This window comes from Nonomuraea sp. NPDC050451 (assembly GCF_044458585.1).
In genome coordinates, this window is the sequence record NZ_JBITHZ010000020.1 from 31,578 (window position 1) to 57,010 (window position 25,433).

The following is a 25,433-nucleotide window of genomic DNA, read 5'->3' on the forward strand; positions in this document are numbered from 1 at the left end:
GAATGGCTGCGAACGACACCAAGCTCATCGAGGCCCTGCGTTCCTCATTGAAAGAGACGGAACGGCTGCGTGCGCAGAACCGTTCTCTCGCCGAGGCGGCGCGCGAGCCGATCGCGATCGTGGGAATGGCCTGCCGCTACCCGGGCGAGGTCCTGTCACCGGAGGACCTGTGGGACCTGGTGGCCTCGGGCGGTGACGCGATCGGGGAGTTCCCCACCGACCGCGGCTGGGACCTCGAGAAGCTGTACGACCCGGACCCCGACAGCCGTGGGACGTCCTACTCCCGGCATGGCGGTTTCCTGTACGACGCGGGGGATTTCGACCCCGGGTTTTTCGGGATTTCGCCGCGTGAGGCGTTGGCGATGGATCCGCAGCAGCGGTTGCTGCTGGAGGCGTCGTGGGAGGCGATCGAGCGGGCGGGTGTCGACCCGGCGGGGCTGCGCGGCAGCCGTACCGGTGTGTTCGCCGGGGTGATGTACCACGACTACGCCCCTCAGGTGGCCTCCGTGCCCCAGGAGCTGGAGGGCCTGGTCGGGACCGGGAACTCGGGCAGCATCGCCTCGGGCCGGGTGTCGTACACGTTCGGGTTCGAGGGCCCGGCGGTGACCGTGGACACCGCTTGTTCGTCGTCGCTGGTGGCGCTGCACCTGGCGGTGCAGGCGTTGCGGTCGGGCGAGTGCGACCTGGCGCTGGCCGGTGGTGTCACGGTGATGGCCACGCCTGGGACGTTCGTGGAGTTCTCCCGGCAGCGCGGGCTGTCGCCGGACGGGCGGTGCAAGGCGTTCTCCGCCTCGGCTGACGGCACGGGGTGGGCCGAGGGTGTCGGCATGCTGCTGGTGGAGCGGCTGTCGGATGCGCGGCGCAATGGTCATCGGGTGCTGGCGGTCGTCAAGGGGTCGGCGATCAACCAGGACGGTGCGAGCAACGGTCTGACGGCGCCGAACGGTCCTTCGCAGCAGCGGGTGATCCGGCAGGCGCTGGCCAACGCCGGTCTGTCGGCCGGAGATGTCGATGTGGTCGAGGCGCACGGGACCGGTACGACGCTGGGTGACCCGATCGAGGCGCAGGCGTTGATCGCGACGTATGGCCAGGAGCGGGATCGGCCGTTGTGGCTGGGGTCGCTGAAGTCGAACATCGGCCACTCCCAGGCTGCGGCCGGTGTGGGTGGCGTGATCAAGATGGTCATGGCGATGCGGAACGGGGTTCTGCCGCAGACGTTGCATGTGGATGAGCCGTCGCCGCACGTGGACTGGTCGGCCGGTGCCGTTGAGCTGCTGACCGAGGCTCGGTCGTGGGACGTTCAGGATCATCCGCGTCGCGCCGCCGTCTCGTCGTTCGGAGTGAGCGGCACGAACGCCCACGTGATCATCGAGCAGGTTGACGCCGAGGCCGCGAGTGATGATGCGGTTCTGCCCATGGTGCCGTGGCTGATCTCGGCGAAGACGCCCGAGGCGCTGCAGGCCCAGGCCCGGCGTCTGGAGTCGTGGGTCTCGGAGGAGACCTCGGTCGCCGGCATCGGCGCGGCGCTGGCGATGAACCGGGCGGTGCTGGAGCAGCGTGCGGTCGTGGTGGGCGCTGATCGTGATGAGCTGCTGGCCGGGTTGCGGGAGGTGACGGCCGGGAGTGGCTCTGGCGGCCGGTTGGCGTTGCTGTTCGCCGGTCAGGGCAGCCAGCGGGTCGGCATGGGCCGACAGCTCGCTGATGCGTTCCCGGTGTTCGCCGCAGCGTTGGAGGAGATCGACCAGCTCCTACCGGTGCGTGAGGTGATGTTCAACGGCCCCGATGAGGTGTTGAACGAGACCGGCATGACCCAGCCGGCGCTGTTCGCCTTCGAGGTCGCCCTGTATCGGCTGCTGGAATCCTTCGGCGTCCGCGCGAATGTCCTGATCGGTCACTCGATCGGGGAGATCGCCGCCGCGCACGTGGCTGGAGTGTTCTCGCTGGCGGATGCGTGTGCGCTGGTGGCGGCCCGGGCCCGGTTGATGCAGGCGCTTCCCACGGCTGGGGCGATGCTGGCGATCGCCGCACCTGAGGCAGAGGTTCTTCCGCTGCTGGAGGGCCGGGTCGGGATCGCGGCGGTCAACGGCCCTGCTGCGGTGGTGGTCTCCGGCGACGAAGAGGCGATCGCGCAGATCGAAGGACGGGTGAGCGTTAGGACGCGCAGGTTGCGGGTCTCGCATGCTTTCCACTCGCCGTTGATGGAGCCGATGCTGACTTCCTTTGAGGAGGCCATCTCCGGTCTGACCTACCACGAGCCCGCTCTTGCGATCGTTTCCAACCTCACCGGCCGGCTGGCTGAGCCGGGGCAGCTCACCAACCCCGGTTACTGGGTGAAGCACGTGCGCGAAGCCGTGCGGTTCGCCGACGGGGTGACGGCTGCAGGGGCGAGCCACTTCCTGGAGGTCGGCCCGGATGGGGTGCTGACGGGGCTGGCTCAGCAGAGCATCGCCGACGGTGTGTTCATCCCCGCCACCCGCAAGGACCGCGACGAGGTCCGTACTCTGGTCGAAGCTCTGGGACGGATGCACGCGTGTGGTCTCGCCGTCGACTGGGAGGCGTTCTTCGCCCCCGTGGGGGCGCAGCGAGCGGACCTGCCCACTTATGCCTTCCAGCACCAGCGGTACTGGATGTCGGCACGGGCCGATGCCGGGGACATGGCCGGGGCCGGGCTCGCGGCAGTCGATCATCCGCTGCTGAGCGCGGTGACCGAGATCGCCGGTGGCGAGTCCGTGATCTTCAGCGGCCGGCTCACCGTGGCCGCGCAGCCGTGGCTGGCCGACCACGCCGTCAACGGCACGATTCTCCTGCCCGGCACGGCGTTCCTCGAGCTGGCGCTGCGGGCCGGGGACGAGGTCGGCTGCCCGGTCGTACAGGAGCTCACCCTGCAGGCGCCGCTGCTGCTGCCCGCCGACGGCGGGCGCCAGCTGCAGGTGCTGGTCGGCAGCGGTGACGAAGCCGGAGTGAGGCCGGTCTCGATCCACTCGCGCGCCGACGGCGACGCCCCCTGGGTGCTGCACGCCGACGGCGCGCTGGCCGATGCCGCGCCCGCGCAGGTGGAAGGGCTGGAGCAGTGGCCGCCGGCCGGCGCCGACGTGATCGACGTGTCCGACGCCTACGACCTCCTCCTGGACATGGGGTACGAGTACGGGCCCGTCTTCCAGGGCCTGCAGGCGGCCTGGCGCCAGGACCGCGACGTGTTCGCCGAGGTCGCGCTGCCCGAGCAGGCGCACGCCGACGCGGCCAGGTCGGGACTGCACCCCGCCCTGCTGGACGCCGCCATGCACGCGCAGCTGATCGCCGGGGACGGGCAGACCGTCCTGCCGTTCTCGTGGGGCGGAGCGCGCCTGCACGCGGCGGGCGCGAGCAGCGTCCGGGTACGGATCTCCCGCATTCGGGACAACTCCATCGCCCTGACCATCGCCGACGCCGAGGGTGCGCCGGTGCTGTCGGTCGATTCGCTGGCCGTGCGCCCCGTCTCGGCCGACCAGCTCACCGGCGGTCGCGCCGACTCGATGTTCCGCGTGGACTGGACGCCGCTCTCGCTCGCCCCCGCCGAGGCCGGGGACCTGCCCGAGCTGACGGCCATCGCCGAGGGTGCCGACGTGCCCGAGGCTGTGACGTACGTGGTGTCCGCGCCGGAGGCCGAGGTCCTCGACGCCGTCCACGAGATCACCGCCGAGGCCCTGGGCGTGATCCAGGATTGGCTGGCCGACGAGCGGTTCACGTCGTCGCGGCTGGTCGTGGTGACGCGTGGTGCGGTGGCCGTGCAGGCCGCCGAGGGCCTGGACGTCGGTACGGCCCCGGTGTGGGGCCTGGTGCGGGCGGCCGAGGCGGAGAATCCGGGCCGGTTCGTGCTGGTGGACGTGGACGGCAGCGCGGAGTCGTGGCGTGCCCTGGGTGCGGTGGTCGCTTCGGGGGAACCGGAGGCAGCCGTTCGCGACGGGCAGGTGCGGGTTCCCCGGCTGGCGAAGGCAGAGGCGTCGGCGGGTGAGCCGGTGTTCGGCCCGGACGGCACGGTGCTGGTGACCGGTGGCACGGGCGGGCTGGGTGCTCTGGTGGCCCGGCACCTGGTGACGGCGCATGGAGTGCGCCGGCTGGTGCTGGTGAGCCGGCGCGGACTGGAGGCGCCTGGCGCCGCCGACCTCGTGGCGGAGCTGGCCGAGCTGGGGGCCGAGGTCGCGGTCGAGGCCTGCGACGTGGCCGACCGGGAGGCGCTGGCCCGGGTTGTCGCTTCGGTGGCGGACTCGTTGACCGGGGTGGTGCACGCGGCCGGTGTGAGTGACAACGGCCTGGTGGGGTCGCTGTCGGTGGAGCGGCTCGCGCGGGTGCTGGGGGCCAAGGCCGTGGCGGCGTGGCATCTGCATGACCTGACGGCGGGGTTGGACCTGTCGGCGTTCGTGCTGTTCTCGTCGGCCGGTGGTCTGGTGTTGGCGGCGGGGCAGGCCAACTACGCGGCGGCGAACGTGTTCCTGGATGCCCTCGCGTCGTACCGGCGGTCGATGGGGTTGGTGGCGACGTCGCTGGCGTTCGGCCTGTGGGACACCGACGCGGGTATGGGCGGCGCGCTGAGCGAAGCGGACTTCGAGCGCATGCGGCGCCAGGGCCTGCCGGCGCTGTCGGTGGAGGAGGGCCTGGCGCTGTTCGATGCCGGGTCGGCCGGTGACGCGGCGGTGCTGGTGCCGTTGCGGGTGGACGCGGCGGCACTGCGGAGCCGTGGCGAAGGGCTTCCGGCGCTGTTGCGCGGGCTCGTACGCGGCCCCGCGCGGCCGGTGGCGCGTGCGGCGGGAACGGGGCTGGCACGGCGGCTGGCGGGGCTGGAGCCTGACCAGAGGGACCGGGTGCTGCTGGAGCTGGTCCGCCAGGAGGTCGCCAAGGTACTCGGACACGCTTCGATGGACGCGGTCCAGCCGGATCGCGCCTTCCAGGAGCTGGGCTTCGACTCGCTGACCGCGGTGGAGTTCCGCAACCAGCTGATCGCCGCCACCGGGCTGCGGTTGCCGGCGACGTTGGTGTTCGATTTTCCGACGGCTGAGGCGGTGGCCGGGTATCTGGCGGGTGAGCTGGATGGCGGGCGGTCGTCGGGGGCTGTGGTGGCGGCTGCTGCGGTGGTCGATGAGCCGATCGCGATCGTGGGGATGGCGTGCCGGTATCCGGGTGGGGTGACCTCGCCGGAGGGTTTGTGGGAGCTGGTGTTCTCGGGCCGGGATGCGGTTGGGGAGTTCCCGGTTGATCGGGGTTGGGATCTGGAGAGGTTGTATGACCCGGATCCGGATAGTCGGGGGACGTCGTATGCGCGGCATGGCGGGTTCTTGTATGACGCGGCGGAGTTCGATTCGGGATTTTTCGGGATTTCGCCGCGTGAGGCGTTGGCGATGGATCCGCAGCAGCGGTTGTTGCTGGAGGCGTCGTGGGAGGCGGTCGAGCGGGCGGGGATCGATCCGACGGGGTTGCGTGGGAGCCGGACGGGTGTGTTCGCCGGTGTGATGTATCACGACTACGGGCTGGGCACTCCGGCGAACACCAGCGGCGGAAGCCTGGTGTCGGGGCGGGTGTCGTACACCCTGGGCCTGGAAGGTCCTGCGGTCACGGTTGACACGGCGTGTTCGTCGTCTTTGGTGGCGTTGCACTGGGCTGCTCAGGCGTTGCGATCCGGTGAGTGTGATCTGGCGCTGGCCGGTGGTGTGACGGTGATGTCGACGCCGGGGATGTTCATCGAGTTTTCGCGTCAGCGGGGGTTGGCGGCGGATGGGCGGTGTAAGGCGTTCTCGGCGGCGGCTGATGGCACCGGCTGGGGTGAGGGCGTCGGTGTGCTGCTGGTGGAGCGGCTGTCGGACGCGCGGCGCAACGGGCACCAGGTGCTGGCGGTTCTCAAGGGCTCGGCGATCAATCAGGACGGTGCGAGTAACGGGATCACGGCGCCGAACGGTCCTTCGCAGCAGCGGGTGATCCGGCAGGCGCTGGCCAACGCCGGTCTGTCGGCCGCCGATGTGGATGTGGTCGAGGCGCACGGGACGGGCACGACGCTGGGTGACCCGATCGAGGCGCAGGCGTTGATCGCGACGTATGGCCAGGAGCGGGATCGGCCGTTGTGGCTGGGGTCGCTGAAGTCGAACATCGGTCACACGCAGGCCGCCTCGGGTGTGGGTGGCGTGATCAAGATGGTCATGGCGATGCGGAACGGGGTCCTGCCGCAGACCCTGCATGTGGATGAGCCGTCCCCGCACGTGGACTGGTCGTCCGGTGCCGTTGAGCTGCTCACCGAGGCGCAGCCGTGGCAGCAGAACGGGCACGCCCGTCGTGCGGCGGTCTCCTCGTTCGGGATCAGTGGCACCAATGCGCATGTGATCATCGAGCAGGGCCCGGGTGTGGAGGAGGAGCCTGAGCCCGTTGAGGAGCCGCGGGTGGTGCCGTGGCTGGTGTCGGCCAAGGATGCGCCGGCGTTTCAGGCTCAGGCGTCTCGACTGGCGTCGTGGCTGGAGGAGCGGCCGTCGCTTTCCCTGGCGGATGCCGCTTGGTCGTTGGCCACCGGGCGGGCGGCGCTGGAGCAGCGTGCGGTCGTGGTGGGCGCTGATCGTGATGAGCTGCTGGCCGGGTTGCGGGATGTGACGGCCGGGAGTGGCTCTGGTGGCCGGTTGGCGTTGTTGTTCGCCGGTCAGGGCAGTCAGCGGGTCGGTATGGGCCGGCAGCTGGCTGAGGCGTTCCCGGTGTTCGCCGAGACGCTGGAGGAGATCGACCAGTTCCTGCCGGTGCGTGAGGTGATGTTCGACGGCCCCGATGGGGTGTTGAACGAGACCGGGATGACCCAGCCGGCGTTGTTCGCCTTCGAGGTCGCGTTGTATCGGCTGCTGGAATCCTTCGGCGTCCGGGCGAATGTCCTGATCGGGCACTCGATCGGGGAGATCGCCGCCGCGCATGTGGCGGGAGTGTTTTCGCTGGCGGATGCGTGTGCGCTGGTGGCGGCTCGGGCCCGGTTGATGCAGGCCCTACCGGCCGGTGGGGCGATGCTGGCGATCGCCGCGCCCGAGGCGGAGGTTGTGCCGCTGCTGGAGGGCCGGGTCGGGATCGCGGCGGTCAACGGTCCGGCTGCGGTAGTGATCTCCGGCGACGAAGAGGCGATCGCGCAGATCGAGGAGCGGGTCAGCGCTCGCACGCGCAGGCTGCGGGTCTCGCATGCTTTCCACTCACCGTTGATGGAGCCGATGCTGGCCGACTTCGAGCAGGCCATCACCGGACTGACCTACCACGAGCCCACTCTCGCGATCGTTTCCAACATCACCGGCCAGATCGCTGAGCCAGGCCAGCTGACCAACCCGAGCTACTGGGTAGAGCACGTGCGGCAGGCCGTGCGATTCGCCGACGGCGTGATGGCCGCGGAGGCGAGCCACTTCCTGGAGATCGGCCCAGATGGAGTGCTGACCGGGCTGGCCCAGCAGAGCATCGCCGATGGTGTGTTCGTCCCCGCCAGCCGCAAGGACCGAGACGAGGCGCGCGCCCTGATCGAGGCACTCGGCCGGTTGCACACCCACGGCATCGCTGTGGACTGGACGGCGGTGCTGGCACCGGGCAGGCACGTCGACCTGCCCACCTACGCCTTCCAGCGGGAGCGGTACTGGGTCAACGCGCAGGTCGAGGCCCGTGAGATGAGCTCCGTCGGGCTGGCGGACGTGGACCATCCGCTGCTGGGCGCCATGACCGAAGTGGCCGGCGGGGAGTCGGTGGTCTTCAGCGGCCGGCTGTCAGTGGACACGCAGCCCTGGCTGGCCGATCACATGGTCAACGACACGATCCTGCTCCCCGGCACCGCGTTCCTGGAGCTGGCACTGCACGCCGGCAACGAAGTGGGCTGCTCGCGCCTGCAGGAGCTCACTCTCCAGGCGCCGCTGCTGCTGCCTGCGGACGCCAGTTGTCAGCTGCAGGTCGTGGTGGGCGCGAGCGACGAGTCCGGGACGAGGCCGGTTTCGATCCACTCCCGGGTCGAGGACGACGCAGCGGGCGCGTGGACGGGGCACGCCGAGGGCGCGCTGACCACGGCTCCGCCGGTATCGGTGTCGGCGTCCAGGCTGGAACAGTGGCCGCCGTCCGATGCCGTCGGGATCGACGTGGCAGACGCCTACGACGTGCTGCTGGACAGGGGTTACGAGTACGGGCCGGTCTTCCAGGGACTGCAGGCGGCCTGGCGGCGCGACGAAGTGATATTCGCCGAGGTCGCGCTGCCGGAGCAGGCCTTCGCCGACGCGGGACGCTTCGGGGTGCACCCGGCTCTGCTGGACGCCGCGCTGCACGCGCAACTGGTCGCCGCGGACGGGCAGACGGTCCTGCCGTTCTCCTGGGCCGGAGTGGACCTGCACGCGGCCGGCGCGACCAGCGTCCGGGTGCGGATCTCCCCCCTGCGTGACAACGCCATCGCTCTGACCATCGCCGATCCCACCGGGGCTCCGGTCCTGTCGGTGGAGTCGCTCGCGGTTCGGCCGATCTCGGCTGACCAGCTCGCCGCGGCCAGGAGCCTCGAGTCGCTGCACCACCTCGAGTGGAGCACGGCCGATCCCGCGGCCCAGGCGCCCACGTGGGTGTTGCTCGAGGCCGGTCTGGTGGGACTCGCCGAAACCGGGACGGTTCCGGAGCGTGTCCTGGTGGCGGCTCCGGCCGGTCGGGGCGCGGTGCACGAGGTGCTGGGCCTGCTGCAGGAGTGGCTGGCCGATGAGCGGTTCACGTCGTCGCGGCTGGTCGTCGTCACGCGTGGCGCGGTGGCGGCCGGTCCGGAGGATGTGCCGGATCCGGCGCAGGCGGCGGTGTGGGGTCTGGTACGGGCCGCGCAAGGCGAGCAGCCGGGCCGGTTCGTCCTGCTCGACCTGGACGACGACACGTCCGAGGACGTGATCGGCCGGGCGCTGGCCTGCGATGAGGCCCAAGTGGCGGTGCGGGCCGGTGAGGTGCTGGCACCACGTCTGACGCGGGCGGCGGTGCCGGAGGGCCGAGGCCCGGTGTTCGGGCCGGAGTCGACGGTGCTGGTCACCGGCGGTACGAGTGGTCTGGGCTCGCTGGTGGCCCGGCACCTGGTCACGGCGTACCAGGTGGGGCATCTGGTGCTGGTCAGCAGGCGCGGGCCGGATGCTCCGGGGGCGGCGGATCTGGTGGCCGAGCTGTCCGCGCTGGGCGCCGAGGTGAGCGTGGCCGCCTGCGACGTGGGCGACCGCGATGCCGTCGCTGAGCTGATCGCCTCCATGCAACGTCCGCTGGCCGGTGTCGTACACGCGGCCGGCGTCCTCGACGACGGCGTGATCACCTCCCTGACCTCTGAGCGTCTCGACACGGTCCTGCGGCCCAAGGCCGACGCCGCCTGGCACCTGCACGAGCTGACCCGGGATCTGGATCTGTCGGCGTTCGTCCTGTTCTCCTCGATCGCGGGCGTGCTGGGTGGTCCCGGCCAGGGCAACTACGCGGCGGCGAACGCGTACCTGGACGCCCTGGCGGAGCACCGCAGGTCACAGGGGTTGCCCGGGATCTCGCTGGCCTGGGGCCTGTGGGACATGGGCGGCATGACCGAAGAGCTGACCGAGGCCGACCTGCGCCGCATGGAGCGCGTAGGGCTGAAGCCGCTGTCGGAGGCAGAGGGGTTGACGCTCTTCGACGCCGCGCTGTGCTCCGATCGGCCGGTGCTGGTCGCGGCGCGGTTCGCGCAGGCCAGGAGCGCTCGCACCCAGCCGCGGCGGGCCGCCGCGGTCAACGGGCTCGCCGACCGGCTGGCCGCGATGGAGCCGGCCGAACGCCGGTCGGCAGTGTCGAACCTGGTGCGCCAGGAGGTGGCGACCGTCCTGGGGCACGCCTCGGCGGACGCGGTACAGCTCGATCGGACGTTCCAGGATCTCGGCTTCGACTCCCTCACCGCGGTCGAGTTCCGCAACCGGCTCACCGCGGTCACCGGGCTGCGCCTGCCGGCCACGCTGATCTTCGACTACCCGACCGCCGCCGCGGTCGCCGACTACGTGGACTCGGAGCTGACGGGGGCCGCGTCCACGGCATCCGTCGCCGTGGCCCGGACGATGATCGACGACGAGCCGATCGCGATCGTGGGGATGGCCTGCCGCTATCCGGGTGGCGTGGTGTCCCCGGAAGGTCTGTGGGAGCTCGTCTCCTCCGGCAGGGATGCCATCGGGGAGTTCCCCACCGACCGCGGCTGGGACCTCGCCAGGGTGTACGACCCCGATCCGGAGAGCAAGGGCACCTCCTACGTACGACACGGCGGGTTCTTGTACGAGGCCGCCGAGTTCGACCCCGGCTTCTTCGGGATCTCGCCGCGCGAGGCGTTGACCATGGATCCGCAGCAGCGGCTGCTGCTGGAGACCTCGTGGGAGGCGCTTGAGCGCGCCGGTGTCAGTCCCGTCGGGCTGCGCGGCAGCCGGACCGGTGTGTTCGCCGGTGTGATGTACCACGACTACGGGCTGGGCACTCCGGCGTCGACCAGCGGTGGCAGCCTGGTGTCCGGGCGGGTGTCCTACACGTTCGGGTTCGAGGGCCCTGCGGTCACGGTGGACACGGCGTGCTCGTCGTCCTTGGTGGCGCTGCACCTGGCGGCACAGGCGCTGCGCTCCGGCGAGTGCGACCTCGCGCTGGCCGGTGGTGTGACGGTGATGTCGACGCCGGGCACGTTCATCGAGTTCTCCCGTCAGCGCGGCCTGGCCACGGACGGCCGGTGCAAGTCCTTCGCCGCCGCCGCGGACGGTACCGGCTGGGGCGAGGGCGCCGGGGTGCTGCTGGTGGAGCGGCTGTCGGACGCGCGGCGCAACGGTCACCAGGTGCTGGCGGTCCTCAAGGGCTCGGCGATCAACCAGGACGGTGCGAGCAACGGGATCACCGCGCCGAACGGCCCTTCGCAGCAGCGGGTGATCCGGCAGGCGCTGGCGAACGCCGGTCTGTCGGCCGCCGATGTGGATGTGGTCGAAGCACATGGCACGGGCACCAAGCTCGGCGACCCGATCGAGGCCCAGGCGCTCCTCGCGACCTATGGCCAGGAGCGGGATCGGCCGTTGTGGCTGGGGTCGCTGAAGTCGAACTTCGGTCACACGCAGGCCGCCGCCGGTGTGGCCGGGGTCATCAAGATGGTGATGGCCATGCGGCACGGCCTCATGCCCCGGACCCTGCATGTGGACGAGCCGTCGCCGCACGTGGACTGGTCGGCCGGTGCCGTCGAACTGCTGACCGAGGCCCGCCCGTGGGAGCGGCAGGACCGGCCACGGCGGGCGGCGGTCTCCTCGTTCGGGATCAGCGGCACGAACGCTCACGTGATCATCGAGCAGGTGGACGCCGAGGCCGCGAGTGATGATGCGGTTCTGCCCATGGTGCCGTGGCTGATCTCGGCGAAGACGCCCGAGGCGCTGCAGGCCCAGGCCCGGCGTCTGGAGTCGTGGGTCTCGGAGGAGACCTCGATCGCCGGCATCGGCGCGGCGTTGGCGATGAACCGGGCGGTGCTGGAGCAGCGTGCGGTCGTGGTGGGCGCTGATCGTGATGAGCTGCTGGCCGGGTTGCGGGATGTGACGGCCGGGAGTGGCTCTGGTGGCCGGCTGGCAATGCTGTTCGCCGGTCAGGGCAGTCAGCGGGTCGGTATGGGTCGGGAGCTCGCCGAGGCGTTCCCGGTGTTCGCCGAGACGCTGGAGGAGATCGACCGGCTGATGCCGGTTCGTGAGGTGATGTTCAACGACCCGGATGGGGTGTTGAACGAGACCGGGATGACCCAGCCGGCGCTGTTCGCCTTCGAGGTCGCCCTGTATCGGCTGCTGGAATCCTTCGGCGTCCGCGCGGATGTCCTGATCGGTCACTCGATCGGAGAGATCGCCGCCGCGCACGTGGCCGGAGTGTTTTCGCTGGCGGATGCGTGCGCGCTGGTGGCGGCCCGGGCCCGGTTGATGCAGGGGCTTCCGGCAGGGGGCGCGATGCTGGCGATCGCCGCACCTGAGGCGGAGGTTCTTCCGCTGCTGGAGGGCCGGGTCGGGATCGCGGCGGTCAACGGCCCAGCGGCCGTGGTGATCTCCGGCGACGCCCAGAAGATCGCGGAGATCGAGGAGCGGGTCAGCGTTCGGACGCGCAGGCTGCGGGTCTCGCATGCTTTCCACTCGCCGTTGATGGAGCCGATGCTGGCCGACTTCGAGGAGGCCATTGCCGGGCTGACCTACCACGAGCCGACGGTTGCGATCGTTTCCAACCTGACGGGCCGGTTGGCCGAGCCGGGGCAGCTGACCACCCCGAGCTATTGGGTGGAGCACGTGCGCCAGGCCGTGCGGTTCGCTGACGGAGTGACGGCTGCCGGGGCGAGCCACTTCCTGGAGATCGGCCCGGATGGGGTGCTGACCGGGCTGGCTCAGCAGAGCATCGCCGACGGGGTGTTCATCCCCGCCAGCCGCAAGGACCGCGACGAGGTCCGTACCCTGGTCGAAGCTCTGGGACGGATGCACGCGTGTGGTCTGGCCGTCGACTGGGAGGCGTTCTTCGCCCCTGTGGGGGCGCAGCGAGCGGACCTGCCCACCTATGCCTTCCAGCGGGAGCGGTACTGGGTCGCGGCGCGGGCCGAGACCGGCGACGTGGACGCGGCCGGGCTGGGCGCCGTCGATCATCCGTTGCTGAGCGCGGTGACCGAAGTCGCAGGCGGGGAGTCGGTGGTGTTCAGCGGCCGGTTGTCGCTCGCCACGCAGCCCTGGCTGGCAGATCACCTGGTCAACGGCATGGTCCTGCTTCCCGGCGCGGGCCTGGTGGAGCTGGCGGTTCGGGTCGGTGACGAGGTGGGCTGCCCGTGCCTGCAGGAGCTGACCCTGCAGGCCCCGCTGGTGGTGTCCGCCGAGGGCGGCGTGCAGCTGCAGGTGGTGGTCGGCGCGGCGGAGGATTCCGGCCAGCGGTCGGTGAGCATTCATTCCCGGTCCGGTGACGGGGACGAGTGGGTCCGGCACGCCGAGGGCGTGCTGGCGCCCACGGTCGCGGAGCCGGGCTTCGACGTGGCGCAGTGGCCGCCGGCGGACGCGGTGCCGGTCGAGGTCGAGGACCTGTACGAGAACCTGGCGGGGATCGGCCTTGAGTACGGCCCGCTCTTCCAGGGATTGACGAGAGCGTGGGCGCGGCCGGGCGAGGTGTTCGCCGAGATCACGCTGCCGGACCAGGCGCATGCCGAGGCGGCGCGGTTCGGGATGCATCCGGCCCTGCTGGACGCCGCGCTGCACGCCAGCGCACTGGGCGATCTGCTGCCGACGCCCGAGCCGGGACAGCCGTTCCTGCCCTTCGCCTGGTCGGGAGTGTCGCTGCACGCGACCGGAGCGACCGGCCTGCGCGTCAGAGCCACCAAGAACACCGGCGCCGGCAGCACCTCCGTCTCGCTGACCATCGCCGACGGCACCGGCGCGCCGGTGGCCGACATCGACGCGCTCACCGTCCGGCCGCTGTCCACCGGCCAGCTGCAAACGGGTCACAACCCCCTCTACCAGGTGACCTGGACGAAGCCGGCCGAGATTCCGGCGGAGCCGGCCGAAGCGGGCGAGTACGCGGACCTGGCGGCCCTCGGCGACGCGGACCCGGTCCCGGAGTGGGCGTTCCTGGAATGCCCGGCCACCGACCCCGAGACGGACGTCCCCACCGCCATACGGCAGGCCACTCGCCTCGTCCTGGAATCGGTGCGGGAGTGGCTGGCCGACGCGCGGTTCGCGTCGGCGCGGCTGGTCGTCGTCACGCGTGGCGCGGCGGCGGTGAAGCCCGACGAGTCCGTGGACGTCGGCGTGGCCCCGGTATGGGGGCTGGTGCGGGCGGCCGAGGCCGAGAACCCGGGCCGGTTCGTACTGGTGGACCTGGACGGCAGCGAGGAGTCCTGGCGCGCTCTGGGCGCGGTGGTCGCTTCCGGGGAGCCCGAGGCCGCGGTCCGCGAGGGCGAGGTGTGGGTGCCGCGGCTCGCGCGGGCCGCGAGCGCGGAAGGCGGGTCACCGGCGTTCGGGCCGGACGGCACGGTGCTGGTGACCGGTGGCACCGGCGGGCTGGGCGCGCTGGTCGCCCGGCACCTGGTGGTCACTCACGGCGTGCGGCACCTGGTTCTGGCCAGCCGCAGCGGGCCGGCGGCCGCGGGCGCGGCCGATCTGGTGGCCGAGCTGGGCGAGCTCGGGGCCGAGGTGTCGGTGGCGGCCTGTGATGTCTCCGATCGCGACGCGCTGGCCGAGGCGATCGCCTCTGTCCCGCGGCAGCATCCGCTGGTCGGCGTGGTGCACGCGGCGGGCGTGGCGGACAACGGGCTGGTGGGTTCGTTGTCGGTCGAGCGGATCGACGGGGTGTTGGGGGCGAAGGCGGACGGAGCCTGGCACCTGCACGAACTGACCCGCGATCTGGACCTGTCGGCGTTCGTGCTGTTCTCGTCGGCCGGCGGGTTGGTGCTGGCGGCGGGGCAGGCGGCGTATGCGTCGGCCAACGTGTTCCTGGACGCGCTGGCAGTGCACCGTCGCTCACTGGGGCTGCCGGCGACGTCCTTGGCGTACGGGCTCTGGGACGCGGAGACGGGGCTCAGCGCCTGGCTGAGCGAGGCCGACCTGGAGCGGATGCGGCGTCAGGGGCTGCCGGCGCTGTCGGTGGACGAGGGCTTGGCGTCGTTCGACGCGGGCGTGGCGGCGGAGGCGGCGGTGCTGGTGCCGTTGCGGGTCGACGCGCAGGCGCTGCGTTCGAGGGGTGACGGCCTTCCGGCGCTGCTGCGCGGGCTGGTGCGCGGCTCGGCACGGCGGGTGGCCCGCTCGGACGCCTCGGCGCTGGGGCGGCGGCTGGCCGGTCTGGAGCCGGCGGAGCGGCGGCAGGCGCTGCTGGAGCTGGTACGGCAGGAAGTGGCGACCGTGCTGGGGCACGCCTCAGGGGACGCGGTACAGCCCGATCGCGCCTTCCAGGAGCTGGGCTTCGACTCGCTGACCGCAGTGGAACTGCGTAACCGGTTGAACGCCGTTTCCGGGCTGCGCCTGCCGGCCACACTCGTCTTCGACTACCCGACCGCCGCCGCGGTCGCCGACTACGTGGACTCGGAGCTGACGGGGGCCGCGTCCGCGGCATCCGTCGCCGTGGCCCGGACGGTGATCGACGACGAGCCGATCGCGATCGTGGGGATGGCCTGCCGCTATCCGGGTGGCGTGGTGTCCCCGGAGGGCCTGTGGGAGCTCGTCTCCTCCGGCACGGACGCGATCGGGGAGTTCCCCACCGATCGCGGCTGGGACCTGGACAAACTGTACGATCCCGACCCCGACAGCAGGGGCACCTCCTACGTACGACACGGCGGCTTCCTGTATGACGCGGGGGAGTTCGACCCCGGCTTCTTCGGGATCTCGCCGCGCGAGGCGCTGGCCATGGATCCGCAGCAGCGGCTGCTCCTCGAAACCTCGTGGGAGGCCCTGGAGCGCGCCGGAATGGACCCGCACGGGCTGCGCGGCAGCAGAACCGGCGTGTTCTCCGGCGTCATGTACCACGACTACGCCTCTCAGCTCACGTCGGTGCCGGAAGAGCTGGAAGGGCTGATCGGCACCGGCAACTCGGGCAGCGTCGCCTCCGGCCGGGTGTCGTACACCTTCGGCTTCGAGGGACCCGCGGTGACCGTGGACACGGCCTGCTCGTCGTCGCTGGTGGCGCTGCACCTGGCGGTGCAGGCGCTGCGGTCCGGTGAGTGCGACCTGGCCCTCGCCGGCGGCGTGACCGTGATGGCGACGCCGGGCACGTTCATCGAGTTCTGCCGGCAGCGCGGCCTGTCCACCGACGGCCGCTGCAAGGCGTTCTCGGCCGACGCGGACGGCGCCGGCTGGAGCGAAGGCATCGGCGTACTCCTGGTGGAGCGCCTGTCGGACGCGCAGCGCAACGGCCACCAGGTGCTGGCGGTCATCCGCGGTACGGCGGTCAACCAGGACGGTGCCAGCAACGGCCTGACCGCTCCGAACGGCCCCTCGCAGCAGCGGGTGATCCGCCAGGCCCTGGCCAACGCCGGGCTGTCGGCCGGAGACGTGGACGCGGTCGAGGCACACGGCACGGGGACCCCGCTGGGTGATCCGATCGAGGCGCAGGCGCTGCTGGCCACCTACGGTCAGGACCGGCCGGAGGACAGGCCGGTGTGGCTGGGATCGATCAAGTCGAACATCGGCCACACCCAGGCGGCCGCCGGCGCGGCGGGCGTCATCAAGATGGTCATGGCGATGCGCAACGGCGTACTTCCCAGGACCTTGCACGCGGACGAGCGCAGCCCGCACGTGGACTGGTCGGCGGGCGCGATGGAACTGCTGACCGAGGCCCGGCCGTGGGACGTCGAGGATCGTCCGCGCCGCGCCGCCGTCTCCTCCTTCGGCGTCAGTGGCACGAACGCACATGTGGTCCTGGAGGAGCCGCCGATCGAGGCCCCGGTGGAGGCCGAGCCCGTTGACGAGCCGCCGGTGGTGCCGTGGGTGCTGTCGGGTCGTAGCGCGGAGGCGTTGCGGGCTCAGGCGGGCCGGTTGGCTGACGCGGTGGCCGGGGTTCGGCCGGTGGAGGTCGGCTGGTCGCTGCTCGGCCGCTCGGCGTTCGATCACCGTGCGGTGGTGATCGGTGCCGACGGGGAAGAGCTGCTGGCCCGGCTGGAGAGGCTGGACGAAGGCGCGGTGCGCGGTGTGGCCGGGCCGGGAGGTAAGACGGTGTTCGTCTTCCCCGGTCAGGGGTCGCAGTGGCTCGGTATGGGTGTCGAGTTGCTGAACGACTCGCCGGTGTTCGCCGCGCGGATGGCGGAGTGCGAGGCGGCGCTGTCGGAGTTCGTGGACTGGTCCCTCACAGACGTGCTGCGTGGCGGGGAGACCCTGGACCGGGTCGATGTGGTGCAGCCGGTGCTGTGGGCGGTGATGGTGTCCCTGGCCGAGGTGTGGCGCTCGCTCGGCGTGACGCCCGCCGCGGTCGTCGGACATTCCCAAGGTGAGATCGCCGCCGCCGTGGTGGTCGGCGCGCTGTCGCTTCAGGACGGCGCCCGGGTGGTCGCGCTCCGGAGCCAGGCCATCGTGGCGCTGGCCGGACAGGGCGGCATGGCCTCGATCCCGCTACCGGCCTCGGAGGTGACGGCAGACGACCGGATCTCCATCGCGGCCGTGAACGGGCCTTCCTCGACGGTGGTGTCAGGCGATCGGGACGCCATCGACGAATTGCTGGCTCGGTATGACGCGGAGGGCGTGCGGGCGCGGCGGATCGAGGTGGACTACGCCTCGCATTCGGCGCATGTCGAGGCGATCGAGGACGAACTGGCGAGGCTGCTGGCTCCGGTGACGCCGCAAACAAGTGAAGTGGCGTGGTACTCGACAGTCCGGCAGTGCTGGCTGACCGGGGCCGAGGTGGACGCCGCCTACTGGTACGAGAACCTGCGGCGAACGGTGTGGTTCGCCCCCGCGGTGAGCGAGCTGGCGGGTTCGGGCTTCCGGTTCTTCGTGGAGGTCAGCGCCCATCCGGTGGTGCAGATCGGGATGCGCGAGGCGGTCGAGGAGGCCGGTGCCGAGGCGGTCGTGGTGGGTACGCTGCGCCGCGACGACGGTGGCCTGCGCAGGTTGTGGACCAGCGCCGCCGAGCTGTGGGTGCGCGGCGCCGAGATCGACTGGGGCCGTGCGTACGAGCCCGCCCGGCCGAACCGGGTCGAACTGCCCACCTACGCCTTCCAGCACCAGCGCTTCTGGCTGCTGGAATCGGCCGGTGCCGGCGACGCGGAGAGCCTTGGCCTGTGGGCCACGGGACACCCGCTGCTCGGCGCGGTCACGGGCCTCGCCGACGGCGGAGCGGTGGTCCTCACCGGCCGCGTGTCGATCGCCACCCACCCGTGGCTGGCCGACCACGCCGTCAACGGGCAGGTGTTCCTCCCCGGAACGGGCTTCGTGGAGCTGGCCATCAGGGCCGGTGACGAGGCCGGCTGCGACCTGCTCGAAGAGCTGACCCTGCAGGCCCCGCTCATCGTGCCCGAGCGCGGCGCGGTCCAGCTCCAGGTGGCCGTCAGCGCCCCGGACGAGGACGGCCGCCGGCGGCTGGGGATCTACTCCCGCCTCCATGGCGCGCAGGACGAGCCCTGGACCCAGCACGCCGCCGGAACGCTGACACGAGCCGGCGTGACGGCGCCGGAGCCCGACAGCGTCTGGCCGCCGGAACAGGCAGAGGCGGTGGCGCTGGACGGCCTGTACGACCAGTTCGCCGCCATGGGCCTCGGGTACGGCCCCGCCTTCCGCGGGCTCCGGGCCGCGTGGCGCAAGGGTGACGAGGTCCTCGCCGAGCTGGCGTTGCCGGAGGAGATGGCACGCGACGCGGCCCGGTTCGGGCTGCACCCGGCGCTGTTCGACGTGGCCCTGCACGCCACCGCACTCGGCGGGTTCGCGCCGGACGCGGAGCCCGGCCGCCCGTCCCTGCCGTTCGCCTGGAGCGGCGTGGCGTTGCACGCCTCCGGCGCCACGAAGCTCCGCGTACGGATCTCCTTGCGAGCGCAGGGCGCGGTTTCCGTGACGTTGACGGACACGGGCGGCCTGCCCGTGGCCACGGTCGCCTCGCTGGCGGTACGTCCGGTGTCCGCCGGTCAGCTGGAGACCACCCCGGCGGCCAGGAACAGGAACAAGCTGTTCCAGGTCGACTGGGTGCCGGTGACATTGAGCGCGACAGGCGACGCGCGAGAGATCCTGCCCGGCCTGGCAGGGCTCGCCGAGGCCGGGACGGTTCCGGAGTGCGTGCCGGTGGCGGCCCCTGCCAGTGTGCACGAGACGCTGGACCTGCTGCGGGAGTGGCTGGCGGACGAGCGGTTCACGTCGTCGCGGCTGGTCGTCGTCACGCGTGGCGCGGTGGCGGCCGGTCCGGAGGACGTGCCGGACCCGGCGCAGGCGGCGACCTGGGGCCTGGTACGGGCCGCGCAGGCCGAGCAGCCGGGCCGGTTCGTCCTGCTCGACCTGGACGACGACACGCCCGAGGACATGATCGGCCGAGCGCTGGCCGGCGACGAGGCCCAGGTGGCCCTGCGGGGCGGTGAGGCCCGGGTGCCGCGCCTGGCCCGGGCGGCGGCGCCGGAAGGCCGGGGCCCGGTGTTCGAGCCGGAGTCGACGGTGCTGGTCACCGGCGGTACGAGCGGTCTGGGCGCGCTGGTGGCCCGGCACCTGGTCAGCACCTATCAGGTGAGGCATCTGCTGCTGGTCAGCAGGCGCGGGCCGGATGCTCCAGGGGCGGCGGACCTGGTGGCCGAGTTGTCCGCGCTGGGCGCCGAGGTGAGCGTGGCCGCCTGCGACGTGGGCGACCGTGACGCCGTCGCTGAGCTGATCGCCTCTATGCAACGTCCGCTGGCCGGTGTCGTGCACGCGGCCGGCGTCCTGGACGACGGCGTGATCACCTCCCTGACGTCCGAACGGCTCGACACGGTCCTGCGGCCCAAGGCCGACGCCGCCTGGCACCTGCACGAGCTCACCCGGGATCTGGATCTGTCCGCGTTCGTCCTGTTCTCCTCGCTGGCAGGCGTGATGGGAGGCGCGGGCCAGGGCAACTACGCGGCGGCGAACGCGTACCTGGATGCCCTGGCGGAGCACCGCAGGGCACAGGGGCTGCCCGCGATCTCGCTGGCCTGGGGCCTGTGGAGGGAAGGCGGCCTCGCGGAGCTCGACGACGCCGCCCTGCGGCGGCTCGCGCGCTCCGGCGTCGACCCGTTGTCGGCCGAGGACGGGCTGGCCCTGCTCGACGCCGCGCTCGGCACCGACCGGGCCACGCTGGTCCCCGCTCAGCTGAACCTCAAGGTGCTCGGCGCCCACGCGGACATGCTGCCCCCGCTGCTGCGCGGTCTCGTGTCCGGTCCCGCCAGGCGCGTGGTGACAGCCGCGTCGGAGGCCGCGGCCACGCTGAAGCAGCAGCTGGCGAGCCTGCCGCCGGCCGGACAGCAGTCCGTGCTGGAGGACCTGGTACGCGATCAGCTGGCCGTGGTGCTCGGCTTCGCCGACCGGTCAGGCCTCGACGAGGGCATGTCGTTCCAGGAGCTGGGCTTCGACTCGCTGATGGCGGTGGAGTTCCGCAACCGGCTCAGCGAGGTCACGGGCATACGGCTGCCGGCAACGCTGGTCTTCGACTATCCCACCCAGGCGGCGCTCGTCAGGTTCCTGTCCGGCGAGCTGCTGGGCACGCGCGAGGTCGCGGTCACGGCACGGACGTCGGCGGCGGACGACGAGCCCATCGCGATCGTCGGAATGGCCTGCCGCTTCCCCGGCGGGGTCGCCTCGCCCGAGGACCTGTGGCGGCTGGTGGCGCAGGCCGGGGACGCCGTGGGCGAGTTCCCGGCGGACCGCGGCTGGGATCTGGACAGGCTCTACGACCCGGACCCCGGCAACCGGGGCACCTCGTACGCCCGGCACGGCGGCTTCCTGTACGACGCCGCCCAGTTCGACCCCGGCTTCTTCGGGATCTCGCCGCGTGAGGCGCTGGCCATGGACCCGCAGCAGCGGCTGCTGCTCGAAACCTCGTGGGAAGCGCTCGAACGCGCCGGAATAGATCCCCACGGGCTGCGGGGCAGCCGGACGGGTGTGTTCGCCGGTGTGATGTACCACGACTACGCGTCCCAGCTGTCCTCGGTGCCGGCGGAACTCGAGGGCCTGATCGGCACCGGCAACTCGGGCAGCGTCGCCTCCGGCCGGGTGTCGTACACCTTCGGCTTCGAGGGACCCGCGATGACCGTGGACACGGCGTGCTCGTCGTCCCTGGTGGCGCTGCACCTGGCGGTGCAGGCGCTGCGGTCGGGCGACTGCGACCTGGCGCTGGCCGGCGGCGTGACCGTGATGGCCACCCCGTGGACGTTCATCGAGTTCGCGCGGCAGCGCAACCTCTCCGTGGACGGCCGGTGCCGGGCGTTCGCCGAGGCAGAGGGCGGCGTCGGGCTGTCGGAGGGCGCGGGCATGCTGCTGGTGGAGCGGCTGTCGGACGCGCGGCGCAACGGCCACCGGGTGCTGGCGGTCGTCCGCGGGTCCGCGGTCAACCAGGACGGCGCCAGCAACGGCCTGACCGCCCCGAACGGCCCCTCCCAGCAGCGGGTGATCCGCCAGGCGCTGGCCAACGCCGGGCTGGAGGCGGCGGACGTGGACGCGGTCGAGGCGCACGGCACGGGCACCGTGCTCGGCGACCCGATCGAGGCCCAGGCGCTGATCGCGACCTACGGCCAGGAGCGGGACCAGCCGCTGTGGCTCGGCTCGATCAAGTCGAACATCGGCCACGCGCAGGCCGCCGCAGGCGTCGCCGGCGTGATCAAGATGGTGATGGCCCTGCGGAACGAGACGCTGCCGCAGACCCTGCACGCGGACGAGCCGTCCACGCACGTGGACTGGACGGCGGGCGCGGTGCGGCTGCTCACTGACGCGCAGCCGTGGCAGCGCAACGGGCACGCGCGCCGCGCCGGCATCTCCTCCTTCGGGATCAGCGGCACGAACGCCCACGTCGTACTGGAGGAGTCCCCGGTCGCGCCCGAGCCGGAGCCCGCCGGCGAGCTGCCCATGGTTCCGTGGGTGCTGTCAGGACGCAGCGAGCAGGCGCTCTCGGCGCAGGCCGGACGGCTCCGCTCCTGGATCGAGTCGCGGCCGGAACTGGACGTGGCCGACGTCGGATGGTCGCTGGCGGCGGGCCGGTCGGTGCTGGAGCACCGCACGGTGATCACAGGCGCGGACCGCGCCGAACTGCTCGAAGCGCTGGCGGCGCTGGCCGACGGCAGACCGGACGAGCCGAGGACCCAGACGGGCCTGGTGCGCTCACGGGCCAAGCTGGCGCTGCTGTTCGCCGGTCAGGGCAGCCAGCGGGTCGGTATGGGGCGGGACTTCGCTGAGGCGTTCCCGGTGTTCGCTGAGGCGCTGGAGGAGATCGACCAGTTCCTGCCGGTGCGTGAGGTGATGTTCGACGATCCCGATGGGGTGTTGAACGAGACCGGGATGACCCAGCCGGCGCTGTTCGCCTTCGAGGTGGCGCTGTATCGGCTGCTGGAATCCTTCGGCGTCCGCGCGGATGTGTTGATCGGCCATTCGGTCGGGGAGATCGCCGCCGCGCATGTGGCGGGAGTGTTCTCGCTGGCGGATGCGTGCGCGCTGGTGGCGGCCCGGGCCCGGTTGATGCAGGCCCTACCCACGGGTGGCGCGATGCTCGCGATCGCCGCACCCGAGGCCGAGGTTCTGCCCCTGCTGGAGGGCCAGGTCGGGATCGCGGCGGTCAACGGTCCCGCAGCGGTCGTGATCTCCGGCGACGCCCAGAAGATCGCGCAGATCGAGGAACAGGTCAGCGCTCGCACACGCAGACTACGGGTCTCCCACGCCTTCCACTCCCCGCTGATGGAGCCGATGCTGGCCGACTTCGAGGAGGCCATCTCCGGTCTGACCTACCACGAGCCGACGGTCGCGATCGTCTCCAACCTCACCGGCCGGCTGGCCGAGCCGGGGCAGCTGACCACCCCGAGCTACTGGGTGGAGCACGTGCGGCAGGCCGTGCGGTTCGCCGACGGGGTCGCCGCCGCTCGCTCCGCCGGGGCGAAGGTGTGGGTGGAGGTCGGTCCGGACACCACGTTGACCGCGCTGGCCCAGCAGAGCCTGGAGGACGGTGCCTTCGTACCGGTCGTGCGCAAGGACCGCGACGAGGCCCGTACGTTCGTCGAGGCCCTGGGCCGGATGCACGCGAACGGCGTCACCGTCGACTGGAAAGCGTTCTTCGCGCCGGCCCGCCCGTCCCGGGTGGACCTGCCCACGTACGCCTTCCAGCACGAGCGCTACTGGCTCCAGCCCGGCCCCGACACCGGCGACGTCACCACCGCGGGCTTGGGCGCCGTCGAGCACCCGCTGCTCAGCGCGGCGACCGAGGTCGCCGGCGGCGAGACGGTGATCTTCAGCGGGCGGCTGTCGGTCGCCACGCACCCCTGGCTGGCCGACCACGTCGTGGGCGGCAGCGTGATCGTGCCGGGCACCGCGCTCGTCGAGCTGGCCGTCCGGGCCGGGGACGAGAGCGGCTGCCCGCACCTGCAGGAGCTCACCCTGCAGGCCCCGCTGGTCCTGCCCGAGGGCGGCGGCGTCCAGCTCCAGCTGGTGTCCACCGCCACCGAGGAGCCGGGCCGCAGGTCGCTGGCGATCCACTCCCGTACGCAGGACGCGACCGAGTGGACCCAGCACGCCCAGGCCACGCTCACCGCGACCGCGCCCGAGCCGGACATCGACCTCCGGCAGTGGCCGCCCGCGGGCGCGCAGCCGGTCCCGGTCCAGGACCTCTACGACGACATGCTCGCGATCGGACTGGACTACGGGCCGACGTTCCAGGGGCTGACCGGCGCCTGGGAGCGGGGCGGCGAGGTGTTCGCCGAGATCGCCCTGCCGGAGGAGGCGCACGCGGACGCCGGCCGGTTCGTGCTGCACCCCGCCCTGCTGGACGCCGCGCTGCACGCCACCGCACTGGGTGGGCTGCTGCCGCGGCCCGAGCCGGGGCGGCCGTACCTGCCGTTCGCGTGGTCGGGCGTGTCCCTGCTCGCGGCGGGAGCGACCAGCCTGCGCGTCAAGATCGCCAACGTCGGCGGCGCGGCCATCACGCTGAGCATCGCCGACGATCTGGGCGCGCCGGTCGCCGCCGTCGAGACCCTCACCCTGCGCCCGATGGCCGGCGGCCCGCAAGGCGGCGGGAACCAGGGCACGCTGCACCAGATCGAGTGGACCCGGCTCCCCGACGCGCCCGCGTCCGAGACGCCGCGCTGGGCGCTGCTCGGCGCCGACGACCTCGGCACCGGCTGCGTCACCTATCCGGACCTCGCCACTCTGGTCTCGCTGCACGACCCGGCCGATCTCCCGGAGGCGGTCCTGGCCGGCCCCTCCATCGGGCAGGACCATCACGCCGCGACGCACGACGTCCTCGAACTGCTGCAGAGCTGGCTGGCGGAGGAGCACTTCGCGTCGTCCCGGCTCGTCGTCCTCACGCGCGGCGCCCTCGCCACCACCGCCGTCGAGAGCCCGGACCTCGCCCAGGCGGCGGTGGGCGGCCTCGTCCGGGCCGCACAGGCCGAGCAGCCCGGCAGGTTCGTGCTGCTGGATCTGGATGCCGAGGCGCCCTCCGGCGACGTGCTCGCCAGGGCGCTGGCGTCGGGTGAGCCGCAGCTCGCGGTGCGGGCGGGCGAGATCTGGGCGCCGAGGCTGGGCCGGGTCACGGATCTGGAGGATCAGGGTCCGGTGTTCGGCCCGGACGGCACGGTGCTGGTCACCGGTGGCACGGGCGGGTTGGGTGCGCTGGTGGCCCGCCACCTGGTCATCGAGCACGAGGTCAGGCGGCTGCTGCTGGTGAGCCGCCGCGGCCTGGACGCGCCGGGTGCGGCCGAGCTGGTGGCCGAGCTGGAAGGGCTGGGCGCCGAGGTGGAGGTGGCGGCCTGTGACGTGGCCGATCGTGAGGCGCTGTTCGGGGTGGTCGCCTCGGTGGCGGACTCGCTGACCGGTGTGGTGCACACGGCCGGTGTGCTGGACGACGGGGTGATCACCTCCCTGTCGGGCGAGCGGCTGGACGTGGTGCTGCGGCCCAAGGCCGATGCCGCCTGGTACCTGCACGAGCTGACGCGAGGGCTCGACCTGACCGCGTTCGTGCTGTTCTCCTCGATGTCGGGGGTGCTGGGAGGAGCGGGCCAGGGCAACTACGCCGCGGCGAACGCGTTCCTCGACGCGCTGGCCCAGCTACGGGCAGCCGAAGGGCTGGCGGGCACGTCCCTGGCCTGGGGGCTGTGGGAGCAGGGCGGCATGTCCGGCGAGCTGACCGAGGCCGACCTGCGCCGCCTGGCGCGCATGGGCGTGGCGCCGCTGTCCGCGGCCGACGGGCTCGCGCTGTTCGACACCGCCGTCGCGTCCGGCCGGTCACTGCTCATCCCGGCCCGATTCGTCCAGGCCCGCGCCGGCGCGCGGACCTCCATGCGGCGGGCGGGCACCACCGACGGGCTGGCCGAGCGGCTGTCCGCGATGGAACCGGCCGAGCGCCGGTCGGCGCTGTCGGACACCGTACGCGGCCAGGTGGCGGCCGTCCTCGGATTCTCCGACGGATCCGCCATCGACCCGCAGCGCCCGTTCCAGGACCTCGGGTTCGACTCCCTTACCGCGGTCGAGTTCCGCAACCAGCTCGGCAGGGCCACGGGCCTGCGGCTGCCCGCCACCCTCGTCTTCGACTACCCCACCCCGGTGGCCCTGACCGACCACCTCATGGGCTACTTCGGCGAAGCCGGGGCGAAGGACGAGGAGGCCGGCATCCTGCGGCTCTTCGCGGAGCTGGACCAGCTCCAGGATTCACTGACCACACTCGCCGAGGACAGCACGGTGCGCACCAGGCTCACCGCGCGCCTCAAGGAGCTCCTGTCGGGCCTGAACGGCACAGGCGAGTCGGACGTCGCGGACCAGCTCGAGTCCGCCAGCGACGACGAGATGTTCGCCTTCATCGACAACGAGCTCGAGATCTCTTGA

Annotated in this window: 1 protein-coding gene; it reads left to right on the forward strand. The window is 72.1% G+C overall.

Features of this window, described 5'->3' with window-relative positions:
* The first annotated feature begins 2 nt into the window (after positions 1-2).
* Positions 3-25,433 (forward strand): SDR family NAD(P)-dependent oxidoreductase, encoded by a 25,431-nt coding sequence (locus tag ACIBI9_RS42025; RefSeq protein ID WP_397231081.1) that lies wholly within the window; start codon positions 3-5, stop codon positions 25,431-25,433.

What these genes read in the sequence shown, in the direction of transcription:
- ACIBI9_RS42025 (WP_397231081.1), top strand. Translation starts at nt 3, where the DNA reads ATGGCTGCGAACGACACCAAGCTCATCGAGGCCCTGCGTTCCTCATTG.